At 43.8% G+C, this 22,183-nt stretch carries 21 protein-coding genes; 14 read left to right on the plus strand and 7 right to left on the minus strand.

Annotation, left to right across the window (positions count from 1 at the left end; all coding sequences use genetic code 11):
* Positions 1-17: 17 nt before the first annotated feature.
* The 4 genes from ACLI09_RS11270 (at position 18) to ACLI09_RS11285 (ending at position 5,959) form a co-directional block, all read left to right on the plus strand.
* Entirely contained in the window at positions 18-2,018 is a 2,001-nt protein-coding gene (locus ACLI09_RS11270; RefSeq protein ID WP_411419728.1) for a glycoside hydrolase family 97 protein, read from the plus strand.
* Between the two features lie 94 nt (positions 2,019-2,112).
* The gene (locus ACLI09_RS11275; protein ID WP_411419729.1) at positions 2,113-4,362 is read left to right on the plus strand and encodes a glycoside hydrolase family 3 C-terminal domain-containing protein; all 2,250 of its coding nucleotides are present in this window, start codon (positions 2,113-2,115) and stop codon (positions 4,360-4,362) included.
* 140 nt (positions 4,363-4,502) lie between these two features.
* Positions 4,503-5,234 (plus strand): DNA-formamidopyrimidine glycosylase family protein, encoded by a 732-nt coding sequence (locus ACLI09_RS11280; protein ID WP_411419730.1) that lies wholly within the window; start codon positions 4,503-4,505, stop codon positions 5,232-5,234.
* Positions 5,231-5,959 carry a DUF72 domain-containing protein gene (locus ACLI09_RS11285; protein ID WP_411419731.1) on the plus strand — a complete coding sequence of 243 codons (729 nt, stop codon included), beginning with the start codon at positions 5,231-5,233 and terminating at the stop codon, positions 5,957-5,959. The genes ACLI09_RS11280 and ACLI09_RS11285 overlap by 4 nt, the downstream gene beginning before the upstream one ends.
* 5 nt (positions 5,960-5,964) lie before the next feature.
* On the opposite strand, the gene ACLI09_RS11290 is transcribed toward ACLI09_RS11285, so the two are convergent.
* Both ACLI09_RS11290 and ACLI09_RS11295 read right to left on the minus strand, forming a co-directional pair.
* A complete protein-coding gene (locus ACLI09_RS11290) occupies positions 5,965-6,708 on the minus strand; it encodes a hypothetical protein (protein ID WP_411419732.1) in 744 nt (247 codons plus the stop codon).
* A 2-nt stretch (positions 6,709-6,710) separates the two neighbouring features.
* Positions 6,711-7,217 carry a hypothetical protein gene (locus ACLI09_RS11295; protein ID WP_411419733.1) on the minus strand — a complete coding sequence of 169 codons (507 nt, stop codon included), beginning with the start codon at positions 7,215-7,217 and terminating at the stop codon, positions 6,711-6,713.
* Between the two features lie 161 nt (positions 7,218-7,378).
* Here ACLI09_RS11295 and ACLI09_RS11300 point away from each other — a divergent pair, with 161 nt between their 5' ends.
* The 9 genes from ACLI09_RS11300 (at position 7,379) to ACLI09_RS11340 (ending at position 15,722) form a co-directional block, all read left to right on the plus strand.
* Positions 7,379-8,257, plus strand: coding sequence for an SDR family oxidoreductase (locus ACLI09_RS11300; RefSeq protein WP_411419734.1), 879 nt, complete (start codon positions 7,379-7,381; stop codon positions 8,255-8,257).
* A gap of 265 nt (positions 8,258-8,522) precedes the next feature.
* The gene (locus tag ACLI09_RS11305) at positions 8,523-9,803 is read left to right on the plus strand and encodes a T9SS type A sorting domain-containing protein (protein WP_411419735.1); all 1,281 of its coding nucleotides are present in this window, start codon (positions 8,523-8,525) and stop codon (positions 9,801-9,803) included.
* 133 nt (positions 9,804-9,936) lie between these two features.
* Positions 9,937-10,713 carry a ParA family protein gene (locus ACLI09_RS11310; RefSeq protein WP_411419736.1) on the plus strand — a complete coding sequence of 259 codons (777 nt, stop codon included), beginning with the start codon at positions 9,937-9,939 and terminating at the stop codon, positions 10,711-10,713.
* The gene (locus ACLI09_RS11315) at positions 10,710-11,609 is read left to right on the plus strand and encodes a ParB/RepB/Spo0J family partition protein (protein ID WP_411419737.1); all 900 of its coding nucleotides are present in this window, start codon (positions 10,710-10,712) and stop codon (positions 11,607-11,609) included. The genes ACLI09_RS11310 and ACLI09_RS11315 overlap by 4 nt, the downstream gene beginning before the upstream one ends.
* The gene (locus ACLI09_RS11320) at positions 11,609-12,202 is read left to right on the plus strand and encodes a DUF5683 domain-containing protein (protein WP_411419738.1); all 594 of its coding nucleotides are present in this window, start codon (positions 11,609-11,611) and stop codon (positions 12,200-12,202) included. Before ACLI09_RS11315 ends, ACLI09_RS11320 begins: the two co-directional genes overlap by 1 nt.
* Before the next feature lie 4 nt (positions 12,203-12,206).
* The gene (dapB, locus tag ACLI09_RS11325) at positions 12,207-12,905 is read left to right on the plus strand and encodes a 4-hydroxy-tetrahydrodipicolinate reductase (protein ID WP_411419739.1); all 699 of its coding nucleotides are present in this window, start codon (positions 12,207-12,209) and stop codon (positions 12,903-12,905) included.
* Between the two features lie 46 nt (positions 12,906-12,951).
* Positions 12,952-14,631: a signal peptidase I gene (gene lepB / locus ACLI09_RS11330; protein ID WP_411419740.1), complete on the plus strand. Its 1,680-nt coding sequence runs from the start codon at positions 12,952-12,954 to the stop codon at positions 14,629-14,631.
* Positions 14,632-14,704: 73 nt separating this feature from the next.
* Positions 14,705-15,046 (plus strand): four helix bundle protein, encoded by a 342-nt coding sequence (locus ACLI09_RS11335; protein ID WP_411419741.1) that lies wholly within the window; start codon positions 14,705-14,707, stop codon positions 15,044-15,046.
* Positions 15,047-15,104: 58 nt separating this feature from the next.
* Positions 15,105-15,722: a WbqC family protein gene (locus tag ACLI09_RS11340; protein ID WP_411419742.1), complete on the plus strand. Its 618-nt coding sequence runs from the start codon at positions 15,105-15,107 to the stop codon at positions 15,720-15,722.
* A 73-nt stretch (positions 15,723-15,795) separates the two neighbouring features.
* On the opposite strand, the gene ACLI09_RS11345 is transcribed toward ACLI09_RS11340, so the two are convergent.
* From ACLI09_RS11345 to mutL, 4 genes are read right to left on the minus strand one after another with little or no spacing between them, the layout of a single operon-like run.
* Positions 15,796-16,839: an endonuclease/exonuclease/phosphatase family protein gene (locus tag ACLI09_RS11345; RefSeq protein WP_411419743.1), complete on the minus strand. Its 1,044-nt coding sequence runs from the start codon at positions 16,837-16,839 to the stop codon at positions 15,796-15,798.
* Positions 16,840-16,884: 45 nt separating this feature from the next.
* Positions 16,885-17,793 (minus strand): rhomboid family intramembrane serine protease, encoded by a 909-nt coding sequence (locus ACLI09_RS11350; protein WP_411419744.1) that lies wholly within the window; start codon positions 17,791-17,793, stop codon positions 16,885-16,887.
* Positions 17,794-17,796: 3 nt separating this feature from the next.
* Positions 17,797-18,627: a rhomboid family intramembrane serine protease gene (locus ACLI09_RS11355; RefSeq protein ID WP_411419745.1), complete on the minus strand. Its 831-nt coding sequence runs from the start codon at positions 18,625-18,627 to the stop codon at positions 17,797-17,799.
* Positions 18,624-20,516 carry a DNA mismatch repair endonuclease MutL gene (gene mutL, locus ACLI09_RS11360; RefSeq protein WP_411419746.1) on the minus strand — a complete coding sequence of 631 codons (1,893 nt, stop codon included), beginning with the start codon at positions 20,514-20,516 and terminating at the stop codon, positions 18,624-18,626. The genes ACLI09_RS11355 and mutL overlap by 4 nt, the downstream gene beginning before the upstream one ends.
* A 47-nt stretch (positions 20,517-20,563) precedes the next feature.
* Here mutL and ACLI09_RS11365 point away from each other — a divergent pair, with 47 nt between their 5' ends.
* On the plus strand, positions 20,564-21,805 hold the full coding sequence (locus ACLI09_RS11365; RefSeq protein WP_411419747.1) for a tetratricopeptide repeat protein: 1,242 nt from the start codon (positions 20,564-20,566) through the stop codon (positions 21,803-21,805).
* A 66-nt stretch (positions 21,806-21,871) separates the two neighbouring features.
* Here the strand turns inward: ACLI09_RS11365 and ACLI09_RS11370 are convergent, their stop codons facing one another.
* Positions 21,872-22,183 (minus strand): DUF3467 domain-containing protein, encoded by a 312-nt coding sequence (locus ACLI09_RS11370; protein ID WP_411419748.1) that lies wholly within the window; start codon positions 22,181-22,183, stop codon positions 21,872-21,874.

The raw sequence follows: 22,183 nt of genomic DNA on the forward strand, positions 1-22,183 counted from the left end.
ATGATTTAAATACGATTATGACTAAAAAGAAGAATTACATACTGCTTATCGTAGCATCGGTTGCATCACTTTCGGGCATGGCCCAGGATAAAACCCAGCAGATTGCTTCCCCAGGCAAAAAAAACAACATAACATTTACCCTTACGAACGGCGTTCCCACCTATGCGGTGCGGCACGGTAAGGAGGATATCATTACTACCTCGCCCATGGGCTTTTTGCTGAAAGGTGACGACCTAAGCAAAAACTTTGAGGTGGCTGCTATCAAAACTTCGCAACATGATGACACATGGACACAGGTTTGGGGCGAAAAGAAAAACATCCGCAACCACTATAATGAGATGGTGGTGCAGCTGCAAAGCAAGGATGCAAACAAACACAAACTGAATATTGAGTTTCGCGCTTTTGATGATGGCGTGGCGTTTCGCTATGTATTCCCGGAACAGGGTGTAAAAGACAGTATCTTTATTATGGACGAAGTTACCACCTTTAACCTTAAGGAAGACGGCAAAGCATGGTCGATACCTGCCTACCAGGAAAACCGATACGAATACCTGTATACAGCAGCGCCGGTTAGCACCCTGGGCAAGGTGCATACGCCCATGACCGTTGAAAACAAAAAAAATGTTATAAGCTTTCACGAGGCTAACCTTGCAGACTGGCCCAGCATGGTGCTCGAGCATACTTCGGGAGCCAACCTTAAATCTGATTTGGTTCCCTGGTCAGACGGCATTAAGGCACGCTACAAAGGCAGTTTTACCTCATCGTGGCGAACCATACAAATAGGTGAAAAACCGGGCGACCTCATAGAATCGTACCTTATATTAAACCTCAATGAACCTAATAAGCTGAAAGACCTTTCATATATACACCCTTTTAAGTACACCGGTATATGGTGGGCCATGCACATTGGCAAATACAGCTTTTGGGAAGGCGAAATACAAGGGGCAACCACTCAGCATGCTAAAGAATATATAGACTTTACATCTAAAGAAGGGTTTCATTACATGCTTATAGAAGGATGGAACAAAGGGTGGACACCCGCATGGTATGAAAACAAGATGCACATGTTTAGCTTTACTAAAAACGCTGATAATTTTGACCTGGAAAAAGTAGTGGAGTACGGAAATAAAAAAGGTGTAAGTATTATAGGGTATCATGAAACCGGTTCTAACCTTGTTAACTACCTTAAAGAGATAGACGAGGGCTTTGCGCTTTACAAGCGCCTGGGCATACACAATGTAAAAATAGGCCAGGTAGGCAGCAAACTCAACATGAAGGAGTGGCACCACGGGCAGTTTGGGGTACGTTATTACCGCTACGTTCTCGAAAAAGCCGCGCAGTATGGCCTCGCGGTAAACTTTCACGAACCTATAAAAGATACCGGCGAGCGCCGCACCTATCCTAACATGATGGCACGCGAAGGCGCGCGCGGCATGGAGTATAACGCCTGGAGCGAAGGCAACCCGCCAAGCCACGAAACTATATTGCCCTTTACCCGCATGCTGGCCGGGCCTATGGACTTTACACCCGGCGTTATTGACGTGGAAATAAAACAGGGCTATCCCGGCAAGCGTGTGCATACCACTGCTGCCAAACAGCTTGCGCTATATGTAACGCTGTATTCACCAATACAGATGCTGGCCGACCTTCCGGAGAACTATACCGGGCAGCCGGAATTTCAGTTTCTTAAAGATGTACCTACCGACTGGGAAGATACTAAAGTGCTAAACGGTGAAATAGGCGAATATATAACCACAGCCCGTAAAGACCGCAACAGCGCCGACTGGTACCTGGGCAGCCTTACCAACGAAAAAGCACGTAAGCTGGAGGTACAGTTAAGCTTCCTTGAAAAAGGTGCGAAGTATGAAGCACAGATATATGCCGACGCGCCGGGGACAGATGAAACCCACAACCCTGGTGAAGTTGCCGTTAGCAGAAAAACCGTTACAGCTAAAGACGCGCTCACGCTTAACCTGGGCGGTTCAGGAGGTGCAGCAGTACGCTTTAAAAAACTATAGCAACGTACAAACGCTTTTATTACAGGCACAAGGTCTAGGCTGAAATTATATTAAGAAATATAGTAACCCAATAATTTTTTACAAACCCACACGTATGAACAAAAAAATTTTATGCTTTTCGGCTGCGGCTGTCCTCCTCATGGCCTCATGCAAAGAAGAGAAAACAACAGATGAAACCGCTTCTTCCGGCGAAGTAGCCGCTACCTATGAAGCAAAAGGCATGAGCGATGAGTATGATGCCAAAATTGATGAGATTGTAAGCAAGATGACCCTCGAAGAAAAAGTGGGCATGCTACACGGCTACAGCATGTTTACTAACCAGGGGGTGGAGCATCTGGGCATCCCTGAAGTGCACATGGCCGACGGCCCTCTGGGTGTTCGGGAAGAGATAGAGCGTATGAGCTGGAAGCCAGCCGGACGTACCGATGACTTTGCTACCTTTTACCCTGCGGGAGGTGGCCTGTCTGCAACCTGGAACCCGGAAATGGCTGCCACTTTTGGAAAATCAATAGGCGAAGAGTCGCGTGCACGTGGCAAGGATATTTTATTAGCCCCTGCTTTTAATATAGTACGTACCCCCGTGGGAGGCCGTACCTTTGAATACCTTACTGAGGACCCTTTTCTTAACAAGAGCCTTATAGTACCCTATGTGGTTAGCCTGCAAGAACAGGATGTGGCGGCGTGCATTAAGCACTTTGCCGCTAACAACCAGGAAACTAACCGTGGTACTGTAGATGTGCAGATGGACGAACGCACACTACGCGAAATTTATTTACCCGCTTTTGAAGCTGCCATTACAAAAGCAAAGGCCTACAGCGTTATGGGGGCGTACAACAAATTCCGTGGTGATTTCCTTTGCGAAAACAGCTACATGCTGCAAGACGTGCTTAGGGATGAGTGGGGTTTTAAAGGCATAGTAATATCAGACTGGGCCGCCGTGCACAGCACAAAGAAAGCACTTGAGGCCGGTACAGACCTTGAGATGGGTACAAACAAGCCTACCTTTGACGATTTTTACTTCGCCAAGCCGCTTCTTGAAGCCGTAAAAGCCGGTACAGTTACTGAAGCTGAAATAGACAAGCACGTAAAACGCACACTTAAATTATTATTTGCTGTTAAAGCTATGGGCGATACCGCTGGCCGTGCCAAAGGCAGCATTAGTACCGATGCGCATTTTAAAGACGCATATAATATTGCGTCAGAATCGGTTGTGTTACTTAAAAACAGCGAAAACTTACTTCCGCTAAAAACAGACGGACTTAAAAGCATTGCCGTTATTGGTGCCAATGCAACAAAAACACACGCCCAGGGCGGATTTGGTGCCGGTGTAAAGACCAAACACGAAATTACTCCGCTTGACGCGCTTAAGGCCAAGCTGCCTTCATCGGTTGCTATTAATTATGCCGCGGGCTATAAAACAGAATTTAAGCCCAGGAGTGAAGGCAAATTTGGTGATGTTGTACAGGAAGTAAATGTGCCTATAAACACACTTGACCCTAAAATGATTGCTGAGGCCGTAGCTGCAGCTAAAAAATCTGATGTGGCAGTACTGTTTGTGGGCGCTAACCGCGATTATGAAACCGAGGCGTCTGACCGTATGGACCTGTCATTGCCTTTTGGCCAGCAGGGTTTAATTGATGCCGTAAAGGCCGCAAACCCAAAAACCATAGTAGTGTTTATTGCCGGGGCGCCTTATGACCTTAACAAGACCGAAAAAGAAAACTCAACTATAGTATGGAGCTGGTATAACGGTTCTGAAGGGGGCAATGCCCTGGCAGATGTACTGCTTGGAAAAGTAAACCCATCGGGCAAGCTGCCCTGGACCATGCCTGTAAAACTGGAAGATTCGCCTGCACATGCTACAAAAAGCTTCCCGGGTGGCGCTACCGAAGAGTATAAGGAGGGTATCCTTGTAGGCTACCGTTGGTTCGATACTAAAAATGTTACGCCGTTGTACCCTTTTGGCTATGGCCTTTCTTACACTACATTTGAGTTTGCCAATGCAAAAGCCGATAAAAAAGAATACGCTACAGATGATACCATTACCGTTACTGTAGATGTTAAAAACACAGGCAAAACCGATGGTAAAGAAGTAGTACAGCTGTATGCGTCTAAAACCGGAGGCAGCAAGGTAACCCGTGCCAATAAAGAACTTAAAGGCTTTACGAAAGCATTGGTAAAAGCCGGAAGTACAGAAAGCGTTACCATAAAAGTACCGGTTAAAGAGTTAGCGTATTATGACGTTGCCACAAAAAAATGGACGGTAGAATCGGGTACCTACACCTTTAAACTGGGTAGCTCTTCAAGGGATATTAAAGGAGAAGTAAGCGTAAATATAAAATAAAGCATTAATTTCTTTATCAAAATTATTAACAGTAAACCGGGGCAATCGCCCCGGTTTTTCATTTGGGGCAGGTGTTAAACCTTAGATAAAAGCGATGCAATTAAAGCGTTAACTCGGTAACTTTAAGTAAAAATTACATAATGCCTGAAGGACCCAGCCTTATTATTGTTAAAGAAGAAGCCTCCCTGTTTATCGGGAAAAAAGTACTTACCGCAGCTGGCAATGCGAAGATTAACATAGACCGCATACATGGCGAAAAGCTGCTCGACATAAAAACCTGGGGCAAACATTTGCTGCTGTGCTTTGACGGCTTTACACTACGTGTACATTTTTTGCTGTTTGGCACCTATCGCATTAACGAAACCAAGGAAGCCAAACTACGCCTTGGCCTGCACTTTTCTGATGGCGAACTGAATTTTTATACTGCTGCAATTAAAGAAATTGACGGCGACCTCAACGCGGTTTACGACTGGGCTGCCGATGTAATGAATGATGATTGGGATGCAAAGGCTGCAAAAGAAAAACTTAAAGCCATACCGCATAAAATGGTGTGTGACGCACTTTTAGAACAGGATATATTTTCAGGTGTGGGAAATATCATTAAGAACGAAGTGCTGTACCGTATTTATGTGCACCCCGAGTCGAAAGTTGGGGAGCTGCCCGGCGAAAAGATTGACGAAATGATAGCCGAAGCACGCAACTACAGTTTTGATTTTTTACAATGGAAAAAAGAAGGTGTGCTGAAAAAGCACTGGCTTGCCCACAGCAAAAAAACCTGTCAGCGGTGCGACCTTCCTCTGCATAAAGAATATACCGGCACTAAAAAGCGCCGTAGCTTTTTCTGTACTAATTGCCAAAAACTTTACTCATGAGCGCGCCGGTAATACATACTGGCACTTCAGGGTTTTATAACAAGGCCTGGGTGGGTATTTTTTATCCTGAAGGCATGCCGGGTAAGGAGTGGTTCGGCTATTACTGCAAGCACTTCAATACGTTTGAGATAAACGCTACGTTTTACAAATTTCCCACGTTACGGGTAATGCAAAACTGGTATAACCGTGCGCCGAAAAATTTTGTTTATGCAGTTAAAGCCCCAAAAATTAGCACCCACCTGAAACGGTTTACCGGCTGCGAAGAAGAAATAGCCCAATTTTACAGCGTATGCCGCGAAGGGCTTGCAGAGAAACTCGGCCCTGTACTCTTTCAGCTGCCGCCCAGCTTTTCGTATACCGAAGAACGGCTTGATATGATAGTTACTGCTTTAAACCCTGAATTTACCAACGTGGTAGAGTTCCGCAATACTAGCTGGTGGCGCGAAGAGGTATATAGCGCACTCTCTGCAAATAATATTACTTTTTGCAGCGTGAGCTATCCTAAGCTTCCTGAAGATATAATCGCTACTTCAGCAACAGGCTACGTCAGGCTGCACGGTAGCGAAAAATTGTTTTATTCAGAATACAGCCCGGAATATATAAGTGCCCTTGCCTATAAACTAGCAGGCCAATCAGGCTTTAGTAAAGCATTCATCTTTTTTAATAACACAGCAAGCACTGCGGGGTTAATCAATGCAAAACAGTTTAAAGAAGCTGTACTTTAGTCATCTTATTCCGCAAATGAAACCTCTCTGTTTTGGGTAAAAGCACTTATATTTTCAGCATTAAGCGTATAATTATATATACCAAAATCGCCTACCGCAAAGAGTTCGTTACCCCTTATAATAACATCGTTACATGGCCTGTTTATGGTTGTTGCCAAAACCGGCTCCTCTGGGCTGGTTATGTCAAATATTTTGATAATATCGTCACACACCACCAGGTAATTTGCATACAACCCTAAACCTTTAGGCGCTATAAGTGTGCGTGAATGCACTAAAACCGGTTCGTTTATATTGGCAATGTCATATACCATAAGGGCATTGGTATTGTTGCCGCACCAGGTATTAGTATGCAGGGTTACGTACGCGTGTGTACCGTTTGCCACTACGGGGTCGCAGGCCGTAAAATGCGATACCGAAGCCAGCATTTCCGGATCTTCAGGGTTTGTAATCGAATAAATAAACATGCCGTTTTGCGAACCGATATACAGCTTATCGCCATCGGCAAAAAGTGTTTCTATATCAAAGCCTACCTGTACCGTATTTACCTGTACCGGCCCTGTAGTACTCAGTAGTGAAAATACATTCAGGTTATTGTGGTCTACGCTGTAAAGGTAATCGCCCTTTAGGGCAAAAATTGCTGTGGATCCGCCCTGGCCATCGCTGCCGGCGTTGTTTATACCTTCCTGGCTGTCGCTGTTACAGGCTATTACAAAAACAGCCATTACAATAAATAAGTATATCTTTTTCATGGCTATTTTGGTATCCAGTTAATAATTATTTCGTCTTCGCCCAGGCTCTCATAGCTGTCGTCCGGAGCCTGCTTTTGTGGAAAAACAGCACGCACACGGCCGGTAACCGTTACGGCATTGCCTGTGTAATTTAGGGTAACAAGATCTACCGCCTGGTTAATATACAGGCTGTTATCACGTATGGCAAGGTCAGTAGCGCCGGGCACTTCAATATATGCCACTGCCACAGGGTTTTCAGGGTTTGTATAGTTAAAAACATGAAAGCCTTTGTTTACTTCGGTTACATACATGGTATTATTCTTAATATAAATTTTACCGGCATCCGTAACCGCTTTAGCGGGTTTAAGCGCAATAGAACTTTCAAGCTGGGAGCGCTTCATGGTTACGGCCTTAAAATTTTGCTGCTGTTGCGGTCCCGAAAAATCGTCGTCATTGCTATAGCCCCAACCCCAGCAACCCTGGAGCAAAAGTGCCGAAAGGGCAATAATAAAGTGTTTGATATATTTCATAATTATAGTGGTTTGACATTCTATAGATTACAATAATGTTAAAAGGTTGCGTGTGGTATAAAAAAATACACATTGCAATAGTAAAACACGTTAATTTTAAAATTAGGAAACATTAGGCATGCATAATATTACTATATTTACAATATCAAGGATACTAAACAATGAACTATACAAATAAGATGCTGCGTGATGACGCCCTTGCGGGAAAAGTAATAGTAGTTACCGGTGGCGGCAGCGGGCTGGGTAAGTCTATGACCAGATATTTTATGGAACTTGGCGCTAAAGTAGCCATTACCAGCCGCGACCTTGATAAGTTACAGGCTACCGCACAGGAACTTGAAGCCGAAACCGGCGGTGCATGCCTGGCTGTGCAATGCGATGTTCGTAATTATGACGAGGTAGAGAACATGCTAAAGGTTGTGCTCGATACCTGGGGCAAAGCAGATGTATTGCTTAACAACGCGGCGGGTAATTTTATTTCGCCTACCGAACGGCTAAGCGCACACGCATTTGACACTATTATTGATATAGTGCTAAAAGGCAGCAAGAACTGCACACTGGCCTTTGGCAAACACTGGATAGATACAAAACAGGAAAGCAGCACCATACTTAATATTGTTACCACCTATGCCTGGACCGGAAGTGCTTATGTTGTACCCAGTGCCACGGCTAAGGCCGGCGTACTCGCCATGACACGCAGCCTGGCGGTAGAATGGGCAAAATACGGCATCCGCAGTAATGCTATAGCTCCGGGGCCCTTCCCTACTAAAGGCGCGTGGGACAGGCTGCTGCCGGGCGACTTAAGGGAGCAGTTTGACCTTGCTAAAAAAGTACCGCTGAAGCGTGTGGGCGACCACCAGGAGCTGGCTAACCTTGCTGCCTATCTGGTATCTGATTTTTCAGCCTATGTAAATGGTGAGGTAATTACCATAGATGGAGGCGAATGGCTGAAAGGCGCTGGGCAGTTTAATTTGTTAGAAGCCATACCGGAAGAACTGTGGGACGAGCTGGAAGCAATGATTAAGGCGAAGAAAAAATAGTATTCAGTTTGCAGTAGCAGCAGGCAATAGCTTCACTCTGCACGCTTACTTAACCTAATATAATAACTATAAAAACAAGTCCATAAGGTTATCACCTTTATGGACTTGTTTTTAATTGCAAACCACATGAGTGAAGCTATTGCCTACTGACCACTGGTGCTGGGTCAAATTCTTACAAAAAAATATTAATTTTTTATTTAGACTTATTACAAATAAAAATTATATTTGCAGCACAAACTATTTTTAATAAATCTAAATAAGCATTATGAAGAAAATTATACTTTCTGCTGGCTTCATCCTTGCTGCCCTTACAGCGCAGGCACAAACGTGCGAAGCTGTTGCAACGTTAAGTGAAAACTTTAGCGATTTTACAGTAGGTACAACGGCCCTACCCCAAAACTGCTGGAGCGCAATCGCAGGCGGCTATCCACATGGCGTGGTTTATGCCGATGAAACGACCGAGCCTGCAAACAAATATGCCGTATATTATGGCGCAGGCGGAAACGAAGCCTTTTCTTACCTGGTAGGGCCTGAAGTTTCAACTTTTGACAGCGCGCACCAGCTTTCTTTCACTACCTGGAAATTAGCACAGGGAGGCACCGTTCCGGCGGGTACAGTAACCATACAGGTAGGAACTATCTCTAATATTGTCGACTCCAATACATTTGTAGCCTTTGGCGAAGCCATCGCTTTAAGTGCGGAGGGCGCTGTAACGTTTGACGAGATTGTTATACCCTCGGCACCTGCAGGAAGCCACATTGCCTGGAGGTTTTCTACAGCTAACCAGCATAACGCGGTAGCTATAGATGATGTAACATGGGAAGCCATACCGGCACCGGCATGTAACGCAGTAGAAACAATCAATGAGGATTTTACAGATTTTACACAATCTGTAACACTTCCATTCAACTGCTGGAGCAGCATTGCAAACGGCCCTATGATATACACAGGCACCTCGGGCGGTAGCATTACTTTTTATGCTTCAACAAGTGCCGGCGTTGCGGCTTACCTTGTGTCTCCTGAGGTTTCTACGTTTGATGGTAACCATTATCTTTCTTTTGATGCACGAAAATCAACCGGGGGTGTAGTAACCCTGCAAACAGGTTACCTGACTAACCCAACAGATGCTACAACATTTGTAACCGTAGGCGATGCAATAACACTTACCGGCGATGTTGCTACCTACATGGTAGAATATCCTGAACTAACAGGCAATGCGCACATTGCTTTTCAGTACACAGGCGGCAGCGTACACCAGGCAGCGGTTACTGATAACGTGGTTTGGGACGCAGAAGCCGGTACCGGTAGCATCATCAAAAACAGCTTTAACCTATACCCTAACCCGGCAAACGGCACTGTAAACATTGTTGTTAATGGTAGCGAGGGCACTGTTAGCTTTTACAGCATAACAGGAAACAAAGTGCTTGAAAGCGATGTAAACGGCAACAGTCAGAGCATCAACATAAGCGCCCTTAGCGCAGGCGTGTACATAGTTCGCTGTACAGTAGGCGCTGCCACAACCTCCCAAAAACTGATTGTTCGGTAGTTAAAATCAATAGTTTTTTAGTTTTAAAGCCGTGTGTTACAACACGGCTTTTTTATTTTAAACTGTTAACAATTTACGTTTTCAGGAACCATAATTAATTGTATTTTTACGGTTCAAAATTTCAATCAAAAAAATGGGTAAAATCATTGCTATTGCCAACCAAAAAGGCGGTGTGGGTAAAACGACTACTACAGTAAACCTGGCAGCTGCCCTGGGCGTGCTGGAAAAAAAAGTGCTGCTCATAGATGCTGACCCTCAGGCAAATGCCAGCTCCGGGCTGGGCATTGATGTAGAAGCCGTTGAAGCAGGCACCTACCAGGTTTTGGAACACAGCAGCACCCCACATGAGGTTATTGTAACCTGCTCTGCGCCAAACGTATGGGTAATACCTGCACATATTGACCTTGTAGCCATTGAAATAGAGCTGGTGGATAAAGAAAACCGTGAGTATATGCTTAAGCAGGCATTACAAAGCGTTAAAGATGAATATGACTACATCCTTATAGACTGCGCGCCGTCATTAGGGCTGCTTACGCTTAACGCCCTTACCGCTGCCGACAGCGTTGTGATACCCATACAGTGCGAATATTTTGCGCTGGAAGGGTTGGGCAAACTGTTAAACACCATAAAGAGCGTACAAAAAATACACAATCCGGCGTTAGATATAGAGGGCCTGCTGCTTACAATGTATGACTCCAGGCTGAGGCTGAGCAACCAGGTGGTCGAAGAAGTGCAAAAGCATTTCCACGACATGGTATTTAATACTATCATTCAGCGGAATATAAAACTTAGTGAAGCACCAAGCTTTGGCGAAAGCATTATAAATTATGATGCTACCAGCAAAGGGGCTACTAACTACCTGCACCTGGCAGAAGAGATATTAAAGAAAAACAGTAAAGTAAGTCTATGACAAAGGCAATAAAAAAACAAGCCCTGGGAAGAGGCCTATCGGCATTACTTAAGGATCCGGAAAACGACATCAAATCGGTAGAGGATAAGGGTGCTGAAAAAGTTGTGGGAAACATCATAGAGCTTGAAATTGACGCGATAGAAATAAACCCCTTTCAGCCCCGCACCAGCTTTAACGAAGAGTCGCTGCAGGAACTGAGCACCAGTATACGCGAACTTGGCGTAATACAGCCCATAACTGTAAGAAAAACCGATTACAACAAGTACCAGCTTATATCGGGCGAGCGCAGGCTGCGTGCCAGCAAACTTGCCGGGCTTACGCAGATACCCGCTTACATACGCATTGCAAATGATAACGAGAGCCTGGTAATGGCCCTTGTAGAGAACATACAGCGACATGACCTTGACCCTATAGAAATAGCACTCTCTTACCAGCGGCTTATTGATGAAATACAGCTTACACAAGAACAGATGAGCGAACGCGTGGGCAAAAAACGCTCTACCATTGCTAACTACCTGAGGCTTTTAAAGCTGGACCCTATTATACAAACCGGCATTCGCGACGGGTTTATAACCATGGGGCACGGACGTGCTATTATTAATATAGACGACCTTGATGCCCAGGCCGATATTTACCAAAAAATAGTGAGCCGTAACCTTTCGGTACGCGAAACAGAGGCGTTAGTTAAAAGCTACCACGAAGGCCAGAAGCCGGCAACCGCAAAAACGGAAAGCGGCACAGCATTTACGATACAGGAAGACGCCCGTAAGGCAATAACGGGTTTCTTTGGTGCAAAGGTAGATGTAAAGGCAGATGCTAAAGGAAAAGGGAAAATTACCATACCTTTTCATTCAGAAGAGGACTTTAACAGGATTATAAAACTGATTCAGGGTTAGTGAAAAGCTACAAATACATACTTGCGGCACTACTGCTGTTTACCATTTCATGCTTTGCACAGGAAACACCTGTTACTGACCCAAAACCGGCCACCACAGCCCCTGTAGCCGTTGATACCACCCAACCGGTTATAAAGCCCTATAAATATAACGCACTGGCTCCGGCTAAGGCTGCATTTTATTCGGGCGTATTACCCGGGCTTGGGCAGATATATAATAAAAGTTACTGGAAAGCGCCAATTGTATGGGGCGGGCTGGGGTTAAGTATTTATTCTTATACCTGGAATAACAAGAAACATCACGAATACCGCGATGCCTATAAGGATTTAATAGCCGGTAAAACCCTTACAGGCAAACTTGAGGGTTTTGACCGTGAACGCCTTGAAAGCGCACAACGTTTCCACCAGCGCAACCGCGACCTTTCGGCACTCATAACCGCGGGCATATATATTCTTAATATTATTGAAGCAAATGTAGATGCCCACCTTAGCCAGTTTAATGTGGACGACAACCTTTCGCTCAGGCCTGAACTGCAGCAAAATGAGTTAGATTATAAATACAGCATGGGGGTTACCCTTAGCTACCAGTTTTAAAAATATGAGGATAGCACTTTTAGGCTACGGAAAAATGGGCAAAGTTATAGAACGCATTGCCCTGGAAAGGGGTCACGAGATAGTGCTGCGTAAAACCAGTGCCGGCACTTTTGATGGCCTTACTGATGCCGACGCGGCTATTGACTTTAGTATACCGGCTGCCGCTACAGACAACATATCGGCCTGCCTTAATAACGATATCCCTGTAGTATCTGGCACTACCGGCTGGCTGGAGGACTATCATAAAATAGCGGCTCTTGCCGACGAAAAAAATGGTGCCTTTATATACGCCTCAAATTTTAGCCTTGGAGTAAATATTTTCTTTGAGCTTAACACACAGCTTGCAAAGATGATGGGCACACTAAAGCAGTATAAAGTTAGTATGGAGGAAATTCACCATACCCAGAAGCTCGACGCACCCAGCGGCACGGCAGTTACACTCGCTAAAGACATTATCAATAATTCTGATTACGCCGGATGGGCCATTGGCAACCCTAAAGAAGGTGATATATTTATTGATGCAAAACGTGTAGAAGGCGTTCCCGGCACCCATATTGTAACATACGATTCTGACATCGACAGTATTGAGATAAAACATACTGCCCACAACCGCGAAGGTTTTGCTTTAGGGGCTGTTGTAGCAGCCGAATGGCTTGCGGGCAAAACAGGCATTTATACCATGAAAGATGTACTGGGGCTGTAACATTATTTAATTAAAATACACATATAGTAAAAAATATACAAAGCACATGACACCAATACAATGGATTATATTCTTCCTGGTAGTACAGGTAATTCACTTTGCCGGAACCTGGAAATTGTATGAAAAGGCAGGCTACAAGCCGTGGCAGGCAGCCGTTCCGGTTTATAACGCTGTTATTTTAATGAAGATTATCAACAGGCCGCCATGGTGGGCCATCCTGCTGTTTATTCCTATTGTAAACCTAATAATGTTTCCTGTGGTATGGGTGCAAACCCTTAAGGCCTTCGGTAAAACCAGCACTACCGATTATATAGTGGGCATAGTTACCCTGGGCCTTTATATTTACACACTAAATTATTCTGACAAAGCAAATTATAATCCTGATACCCAGATAAGCGAAAGCACGCTTAGTTCGCTATTGTTTGCAATTGTGGTAGCCACTATAGTACATACTTATGTAATACAGCCGTTTACCATACCTTCTGCATCGCTTGAAAAAACATTGCTTATAGGAGACTTTCTGTTTGTGAGCAAGGTTAACTATGGCGCCCGTGTACCCATGACCACCATAGCGGCGCCCATGGTACACGATACCATTCCCCTTATCAATATACCATCGTACAGAAAATGGCCTCAGCTGCCCTATATGAGGCTGCCCGGCTATGAAAAACCCGCTAAAAACGACATTGTTGTATTTAACTGGCCTGCCGATACGGTTACCAAATTCTTCGACACAAACAGCTTTGGTATCCGTAAGCCCGTGGATAAAAAATCAAACTACGTAAAGCGATGTGTGGGCACGCCGGGAGATGTGTTTGAACTGCGCGACGGCTTTGTATTTATAGATGGCAAAGAACTAAAATTGTCTGACAGGGCTAAGGTGCAGTACAATTATACCATATATTCTAAAAGCGGTGTTTCACGCACCGACCTTGCTGCACTTGATATTGATGCCGACGTAAAGTATGTTTTAGCACCGGGCACCACGCAGCAACAGGTTGACGCGGTGCGCCCTTATGCCAAAGGAGGTTATCAAAATTCGGACGGCTCTATTACCATAATATCCGGGCCGCAGGGCATACCCGCGCAACTTGTAGCGCAGTACCAGATAAACCTTATGCAAAACCTTGACAATAATATACCCACAAACATTACGCTTGCGCAGGCTGAAAAAGTTAAGGCTGTTACGGGTGTAGACTCTGTAATTCGTGTTATAAACAAACCGGGTAATGTGTTTCCTGGTAACCGCCCTAACTGGACGCAGGATAACATGGGTCCTTTTACGATACCTAAAAAAGATGCCGTAGTGCAGCTTACTACTGAAAACCTGCCGTTTTATAAAAAGATAATTGGCGAATATGAGCATAATGACCTAAAGGTTACCGGAGACGAGATACGTATTAACGGCACACCTGCCACATCATATACCTTTAAGCAAAATTATTACTGGATGATGGGCGACAACCGCCACAATTCTGAAGACAGCAGGTTTTGGGGCTTTGTTCCCGAAGACCACGTAGTAGGCAAGCCCGTGTTTATATGGCTAAGCCTTGACCAGGATGTACCCTGGAAACAGATAGGCAAAAAAATACGCTGGGACAGGATGTTTACCACTGTGGGCGGAAGCGGAGAGCCGGTATCATACTTTAAATATTTTCTTATCGCGTTGGGCTTATGGCTGGTATATGATTTCTTTATAAAAAAGACGAAAGAAGCGAAGAGTTAATTTGGTAATGCGGTAATTTGGTTATATTGTAATACGATAATACTTTATGTAATACTCATTTGAAAAGCTTGAAGTGTGGATAGATTCAAAAATGTTTACCAAAAATATTTATATCCTTACTTCAGGCTTTCCTGATTCTGAGAAATTTGGATTAGTATCACAATTACGCCGTGCCTCTGTATCAATATGTTCCAATCTTGCTGAAGGTTCGGCCAGAAGTTCTTTTAAGGATAAAGCGCATTTTACTAATATGGCCTTTAGTTCGGCAGTTGAAATACTTAACCAACTTATAATATCACATGAACTTGGCTTTCTATCAGAGCCTAATTATTTAGCGGCCAGGAATAATCTTGAAGGAATAACTAATAAACTGAATGGCTTAAAGAAATACCAACTAAGCCAAATAAACAAATAACCAATTACCACCGCATTACCGTATAACCGAATTACCGAATTACCGCAATACTTACACAATGAACCTCCTCCTCCACCCTACGTACTTTCCTTCCATCAGCCACTTTGTTGCTATGGCACAGGCCGATGCCATTACATTTGAGGTGGAGGATAACTTCCAGAAACAAACAAACCGGAACCGGATGTATATTTACAGTCCTAACGGAATGCAGCTGCTTAACATACCGGTAAAGCACAACCCTAAAGCCGGCCACCAGAAGTTTAAGGATGTAAAAATAGAAACGGCATTTGACTGGCAAAAACAGCATTTTAAGTCGCTTGAAGCAGCTTATAGGGCTTCTCCCTTCTTCGAATATTTTGAGGATGATATACGCCCGCTATTTGAGAAAAAGCACATTTACATGATGGATCTTAACTTTGAGGCCCTTGAAATTGTAACGCAGTGCCTGGGGATGCCTTTTGAATACGCCAAAACAGAGGAGTATTTTCATGACGCAGTGGGCTTTGATGACTTACGCACCTTAGCAAACGGCAAAAAAGACCTTAACCTGTTTGAGGAATACACGCAGGTATTTGGCGACAAGCATGGTTATATAAATAACCTGAGCATACTGGATTTACTTTTTAACGAAGGCCGTTATGCATTAGACTATTTAAAAAGACAAAAATTGGTTTAAATTCGAAAAAACAAATCTCAAATTACAAACTTTAGAAATCGCACTGTGAGGTATTTGGTTTTTGTAATTTGATTTACTCTTGTTCTTTTTCCGCAAAGCGTAGCCTTGTCATTAAAGGAAAATGATCGGAATTTACAAAATTGCTGTAGGTTGTATATTCGCACACCTCTATTGACTTGTCGGTAAAAATATAGTCAATGCGCGCCGGGTAGTACTTAAAGTTATATGACTTGCCAAAGCCCTTACCTGCTTCTTCAAACGAATCTTTCATCTGCCCTTTTACACTCCGGTATACATAGCTAAAGGCACTGTTATTAAGGTCGCCGCAAACAATCATGGGGTACGGGCACTCCCTTTTGTGCTTTGCTACAAGCTCGGCCTGTAGCTGCTGCTTTTCAAAGGCAGCGCTTATACGTTTAAAGATAACTTTTCCCCTTTCTTCATCTATAGATTCATGGATGTCGGGGCTTATTTTAACTGATTGCAGGTGCATGGTATACACACGCAGGGTATCCTTCCCCTTTTTAATATCGGCAAACACCGCATTATTGGCAGAACCCGGAAACTGTATATCTCCGGTATTTATAATGGGAAATTTAGAAAAGATAGCCTGCTCCGTTTGGCCTTTTACCGAAAAAATATAACGGTGCTTATACTTTTTGAAAGCAGCCTCTCCCGCACCTTGCCTGTTGTATTCCTGCAGGCACACAATATCGGGGTCCTGCGCCTTAATAAAACCTTTTATTTTAGAAGGAACTCCGGTATCGGGTAGCCATTCATAAAGGTTAAACAGGCGCACGTTATAGCTCATAAGGGTAAAGTCGCCCGTTTCGGCGGGTTCGTCTTTACTGCTAAACTTAAACATTTTGTTGATAAACGTAATGCCTATAAGCAGTATGAGGCCGGAAAGCAGCATTTGCTTTTTTACCTGTATGAGCCAGTAACAAAAAAAGAAACCGTTAAGTACCAGCATTAATGGCATTACCAAAGTGAATACCGATAGTATGGGCGACAGCTTAGGCGCCACAAAAGGAAGCACATACGATATTACCGTGAGTACGGTAAGCACGATGTTAAAAAAATACATGAGTTTATTAAACCATGAAAGCTTCTTCATTTTTCTGTGGGCTATGCTTTATTTAGGCGTGTATAAAGCTACTGATTATTTACCTACTTTAAACAGGAAATCTTTTTCATCTTTAGTAAGGCTGTCGTACCCGCTCTGGCTTATTTTATCAAGTATATCATCTATTTGCTGCTGTGTAAGGTCTTTAGTTCGAAACGCAGCCGGCTTGCGTACAGGTTGCGTTGGCGCATTATTACGGTGTACTTTGCGGAACGGTGCCGATTTTTTTGACCTGAATAAATTTGTAAAAAAAGCTAACACAGCCGAAACCCCGGTACTGAGGTCGGTTCCCTTCCTTAATAGTACAATATAGAGGTAGCCAAACAATGCCCCAGATAAATGGGCTATATGCCCGCCTGTATTTTCTGCTGAAATATAAATAAGGTCGAGCACTATAAAAAAAGCAGCAATATGCCATAGTTTTATTGTACCAATGAACATAAACCTAACTTCATAATACGGGGCATATACCGCGGCCGCAACAAGTACTGCCATTACAGCCGCAGAAGCGCCTACCATGGATGCATTTATTCCATTAAAAATAGGCAGTAAGGTGTAACTTGCTATAAAAACCAACCCTGCAAATATAGCCGATAAGATATACAACCCAAAAAATTGCTTTTGGGTAAAAAACGTAAGGAACATCCTGCCTGCAAAAAACAGCCACAGCATGTTCATAAGTAAATGCAGGAAACCATAATGTAAAAACGCATAAGTAATAAGCGACCAGGGTTTCCAAAGCAGGTCGGCCGGGTTAGAATTAACGGTAAACCAGTTTTGTGTGCCCCCTGTAGTCCAGTCAAAAGCAGGCAATGTTATACCGCCGAGTTTCAGGAGGCTGAAAATAATAAGCGGGAATACAAAAAGCCCCACGTTCCAAAATATAAGGCGCTGCACTACGCCGCCTATTTTATATTCTAATTTAAGATCGTCTATAAATCCCATAACCTAATTCCAGCGATTGTGATTAAAGCGTTTATTTCTCCAGTACATCATCATGATAAAGCCTATTAGCGCCCCGCCAAGGTGGGCAAAGTGGGCTATGCCGTCTTCCCACTGGCTGCCAAAAATAGACTGCCCTCTTAAGCCTAAAAACAAGTCGCCAACGAGCAATAATGGCACAAAATACTTTGCCTTAATGGGTATCGGTAAAAATATCATCATAAGTTCCGCATTGGGGAACATAAAGGCAAATGCAACAATAACACCATACAGCGCACCCGACGCGCCAAGCATGGGCGACTGGTTTTGTATCGCGGCATCAAAAAGGCCCTGCGCGGCTCCTGGATATTGTTGCAGAAGATGGAATTTTCCCTCCGCCTGTAAAATCCGGGTTGCATGTTGCCTGAAAATCTCGGTGTCGGGATAATTGTTTACTATAAAATCTATATTTAATATCTGGCGCACTGTATCGTGCGAAAGATTTAATCCGGCAACACTCTCTAAGACTTGCTGCATCTCAAAATAATTAACACCCAGATGCAAGGCTGCCGCTCCTATACCGCACGAAAAATAAAAGAATAAAAATTTATTAGTACCCCAGTAGTGGTCTAACGGGCTGCCAAACATCCATAACCCAAGCATATTGAATAATATGTGTTGCACACTGCCATGCATGAACATGTGTGTTGCAGGCTGCCAAAACTGAAACTTATCGCTGGTGGGCGCATGCAAGGCAAAAATGTTATACATAGTCTCCTCTCCAATAAAATAGGTAGCCGCAAAAAATATAACATTAATTATTATTAAATGCTTTACGGTATCGGTGATCTTCATCATAGGGCAAAACGTTTGTCTAAGTCTTCCACGCTTACGGTTATAAAGGTGGGTTTATTAAAAGGCGACACGTCGGGTTCTTTGCAGGCAAAGAGCGCGTTCACCATATTTTCCTGCTCTTTTTCGGTAAGCAGCGTACCGGTTCTTACCGCCAAACTCCGTGCCATAGATTTGGCTATGCGGTCACTCTGGCTAAAACTACTGTCGGGCACTTCCTGCTGCAGGTCATTTATTACTTCCTCCAGTAAAATTGACACCTCGCTTTCGGCTACGTTAACTGGCAGGCCGCTTACCACAATATGGTCGCTGTTAAACTCGGCAAATACAAAACCGGTGTTTACCAGCGCTTCCTGCATTTCGCGGATGATGGCCATTTCGCCTGAATTATAGTGGAGCACGAGCGGAAACAGCAGCTGCTGGCTTGAGGCCTGCTGCACTGTAATATTACGCAAAAACTGCTCATATAGTATACGCTGGTGCGCCCTTTTCTGGTCAATTATTACCATGCCCGATTTTATGGGGCTTACAATATATTTTTTGTGAATCTGGTAGGTGCGCTGCACAGCCTCCATTACTTCATTATCGTTAAACAGCGAACCGGTTACTTCTTCCGACTCAAAACTGATGTCGGCAATATCCTCCCGGCTGGGACTGGTGCCTACGTAAAGGCTTTCCCACGCGGGCTGTCGCTCTTTTTTAAACGAAGGCGTGTAACTGTCGCCCCTAAAGCTATTACCTCCTGACGACGATGCAAACGAGCCTTCGCTTTTTACAGGGCTTTCCTCTGCAAACGGATTATAATTACGGTCTACCACTACGCCGGGTATCACAGCATCACGCTTTTCGTAATCGTAAGGTGTATCGAGGTTGGCATCACGGTCAAAGTCGAGCACCGGGGCAATATTGAACTGGCCCAGCGCATGTTTTATGGTGCTGCGCAATATGGCATAGAGCGCGTGCTCATCGTCAAATTTTATCTCGGTCTTGGTAGGGTGAATGTTGATGTCTATGGTATGGGGCGGTACATCCATATAGATGTAATAACCGGGCTGGCAACCGTCTTTCAGAAGCCCCTCATAAGCTGCCATAACGGCATGGTGCAGGTACGGACTTTTTATAAAACGGTTGTTTACAAAAAAGAACTGCTCTCCCCTGCTCTTCTTGGCAAACTCCGGCTTCGCTACAAAACCACCTATCTGTACAATCTCGGTGCTTTCTTTTACGGGAACCAGTTTCTCATTAGTACGCCCACCAAAGATGTTTACAATGCGCTGGCGCTGGTTGCCCGAGGGCAGGTTAAACATTTCTGACCCGTTGTGGTACAGAACAAAACTGATGTTGTGGTGTGCCATGGCCACGCGCTCAAACTCGTCGATTACATGGCGAAATTCTACCGTGTCGCTCTTTAAAAAGTTGCGGCGGGCAGGTATATTAAAAAATAAATTCTTTACAGAAAATGAGGTACCCTTAGGCAACACGGCTACTTCCTGGCTGGTGAACTTGCTGCCTTCTATAACCAGGTGCGTACCCAGTTCGTCCTGCTCCTGGCGGGTTTTAAGTTCTACGTGCGCAATGGCCGCGATAGATGCCAGCGCCTCTCCCCTAAAGCCTTTGGTATGCAGTGCAAAAAGGTCTTCGGCGTGGCGTATCTTGCTGGTCGCGTGGCGCTCAAAGCACAGGCGGCTATCGGTAACGCTCATGCCCTTGCCGTTATCAATAACCTGAATCAGGGTTTTACCGGCGTCTTTTACAATCAGTTTTATCTCGGTACTGCCGGCATCCACAGCATTTTCCAGCAGTTCTTTAACTACCGACGCCGGCCTTTGCACCACCTCTCCGGCGGCTATCTGGTTGGCAACGTGGTCTGGAAGAAGCTGAATGATGCTGGACATTGTGTGTGTAACTGTTGTTTTATAGGTTTATCAAAGGTAAGGAAATTTTGGGGGATGGGGAAAGCGATGTGCAACCTTGTTTTGTATATTTACATGCAACCATTACCAAAGTCATGAAAGGCCCTTTTGCATTACTATTATTTTTAACGCTAATAATAAGCACACCTGTCATTATATTTTTACATGAATTGGGTCACTCAATATTTGCGCTTTTGTTTACCAAGCAGGGAGTCAAAATGTTTGTTGGCTCTTATGGCAAAACTGAAAAAACCCGTGAGTTTACATTTGGAAGACTACAATTATACATTGAGCCAAAATTTAAATTGGGAGGAGGAATGTGCGTGCATCATCATACTAATAAAACTTACAAAGAATTAATATTAATTTTTGCAGGTCCCGCATTGCCTTTATCGATAGCAATATTATTTTATTCTTTCTGCGTCCATTATTTAAATGACAATTGGGTAGCCGCCGCTATTTTCTTTATTATATTTTGCTTCGTTAGTTTTTTAAAGAGCCTGATTCCAAGTAGCAGACCTATAATTCTTACCGATGGCAGCCAGACATTTAATGATGGAAGGCTTATATTAAATACTTTAAAAAACCGCTCTTTTCAAAAAGAATACCGCATTGCTGCCGACTACTTTAATGCTAAAGATTATACCAATGGATCGATACACTTTGCGGCATTAATTGACAAACATAAAATAACCGACCGGCTGATACATACTTATTACTTATATTCATTGTATAGCAACAAAGATTTAAATCGGTTGAAGGATTTTGTATTCAAACATTATGAAACGGTAAATTTCAATAAAGACGACTTGAGTAACATTGGGGTATACTTTTCCCGCCTTGAAGACCATGAGTCAGCAATGCACTATTATAAAAAATCTCTAAATTTAGAGGAAAACGCGAATGCCCTTAATAACATGGGATATTCGATGAATATATTAGAAAGATATACCGAGGCTTTACCTTATTTTGAAAAAGCAATAGCTATAGAACCGGAACAAGCTTATGCTTATAACAACAGAGGATATGCAAAACTAAAGTTAGGGTTTATTGAAGAAGGCTTTGAAGACTTTGAAACCTCTAATAAACTTGACCCTAATAATTCATATTATTATAAAAACTTAGGCTTATATCACTTTGATAAAGGCAATTACAGCACAGCCCTCGAACACTTCATCAAGGCAAAAGAAATGGATGACGAAACCTATAAAATTGATGATGATATTGAAACAGTGAAGTGGAAATTAGGTATGCATGATAGCATCACATAACACTATCATCATTCATTAAACTCCATAAAAAAACCCCTTTCGTTTCCGAAAGGGGTTTGGTATTTATTAAGCCTGTCCCGCGGGACCAAAACTCAGTGGAATGGCGGGTTGTTCCGTATCGCTGATGATGCCGTGGGCACTCTCAAAGCGGTGGATGTTTTCGCCTAAAGCCTTCAGCAGGCGCTTGGCATGCTGGGGCGTTAACACAATGCGCGATTTTACTTTAGCCTTGGGCACGCCCGGCATTATGGTAATAAAATCTACAATAAACTCAGATGCAGAGTGGTTAATGATGGCCAGGTTACTGTACGTTCCCTCGGCGGTTTTTTCATCAAGCTCTATGTTTATCTGCCCTTGTTGCGGTTTCTGGTCGCTCAT

The sequence above is a fragment of the Flavobacterium sp. RHBU_24 genome (genome assembly GCF_046613695.1).
In the GTDB taxonomy this organism is placed as follows: Bacteria; Bacteroidota; Bacteroidia; order Flavobacteriales; family Flavobacteriaceae; genus Flavobacterium.

Excerpts from the sequence above, each read along its gene's own strand:
- ACLI09_RS11270 (WP_411419728.1), top strand. The coding sequence starts at position 18 with ATGACTAAAAAGAAGAATTACATACTGCTTATCGTAGCATCGGTTGCA.
- ACLI09_RS11275 (WP_411419729.1), top strand. The coding sequence starts at position 2,113 with ATGAACAAAAAAATTTTATGCTTTTCGGCTGCGGCTGTCCTCCTCATG.
- ACLI09_RS11280 (WP_411419730.1), top strand. The coding sequence starts at position 4,503 with ATGCCTGAAGGACCCAGCCTTATTATTGTTAAAGAAGAAGCCTCCCTG.
- ACLI09_RS11285 (WP_411419731.1), top strand. The coding sequence starts at position 5,231 with ATGAGCGCGCCGGTAATACATACTGGCACTTCAGGGTTTTATAACAAG.
- ACLI09_RS11290 (WP_411419732.1), bottom strand. The coding sequence starts at position 6,708 with ATGAAAAAGATATACTTATTTATTGTAATGGCTGTTTTTGTAATAGCC.
- ACLI09_RS11295 (WP_411419733.1), bottom strand. The coding sequence starts at position 7,217 with ATGAAATATATCAAACACTTTATTATTGCCCTTTCGGCACTTTTGCTC.
- ACLI09_RS11300 (WP_411419734.1), top strand. The coding sequence starts at position 7,379 with ATGAACTATACAAATAAGATGCTGCGTGATGACGCCCTTGCGGGAAAA.
- ACLI09_RS11305 (WP_411419735.1), top strand. The coding sequence starts at position 8,523 with ATGAAGAAAATTATACTTTCTGCTGGCTTCATCCTTGCTGCCCTTACA.
- ACLI09_RS11310 (WP_411419736.1), top strand. The coding sequence starts at position 9,937 with ATGGGTAAAATCATTGCTATTGCCAACCAAAAAGGCGGTGTGGGTAAA.
- ACLI09_RS11315 (WP_411419737.1), top strand. The coding sequence starts at position 10,710 with ATGACAAAGGCAATAAAAAAACAAGCCCTGGGAAGAGGCCTATCGGCA.
- dapB (WP_411419739.1), top strand. The coding sequence starts at position 12,207 with ATGAGGATAGCACTTTTAGGCTACGGAAAAATGGGCAAAGTTATAGAA.
- lepB (WP_411419740.1), top strand. The coding sequence starts at position 12,952 with ATGACACCAATACAATGGATTATATTCTTCCTGGTAGTACAGGTAATT.
- ACLI09_RS11340 (WP_411419742.1), top strand. The coding sequence starts at position 15,105 with ATGAACCTCCTCCTCCACCCTACGTACTTTCCTTCCATCAGCCACTTT.
- ACLI09_RS11345 (WP_411419743.1), bottom strand. The coding sequence starts at position 16,839 with ATGAAGAAGCTTTCATGGTTTAATAAACTCATGTATTTTTTTAACATC.
- ACLI09_RS11350 (WP_411419744.1), bottom strand. The coding sequence starts at position 17,793 with ATGGGATTTATAGACGATCTTAAATTAGAATATAAAATAGGCGGCGTA.
- ACLI09_RS11355 (WP_411419745.1), bottom strand. The coding sequence starts at position 18,627 with ATGATGAAGATCACCGATACCGTAAAGCATTTAATAATAATTAATGTT.
- mutL (WP_411419746.1), bottom strand. The coding sequence starts at position 20,516 with ATGTCCAGCATCATTCAGCTTCTTCCAGACCACGTTGCCAACCAGATA.
- ACLI09_RS11370 (WP_411419748.1), bottom strand. The coding sequence starts at position 22,183 with ATGAGCGACCAGAAACCGCAACAAGGGCAGATAAACATAGAGCTTGAT.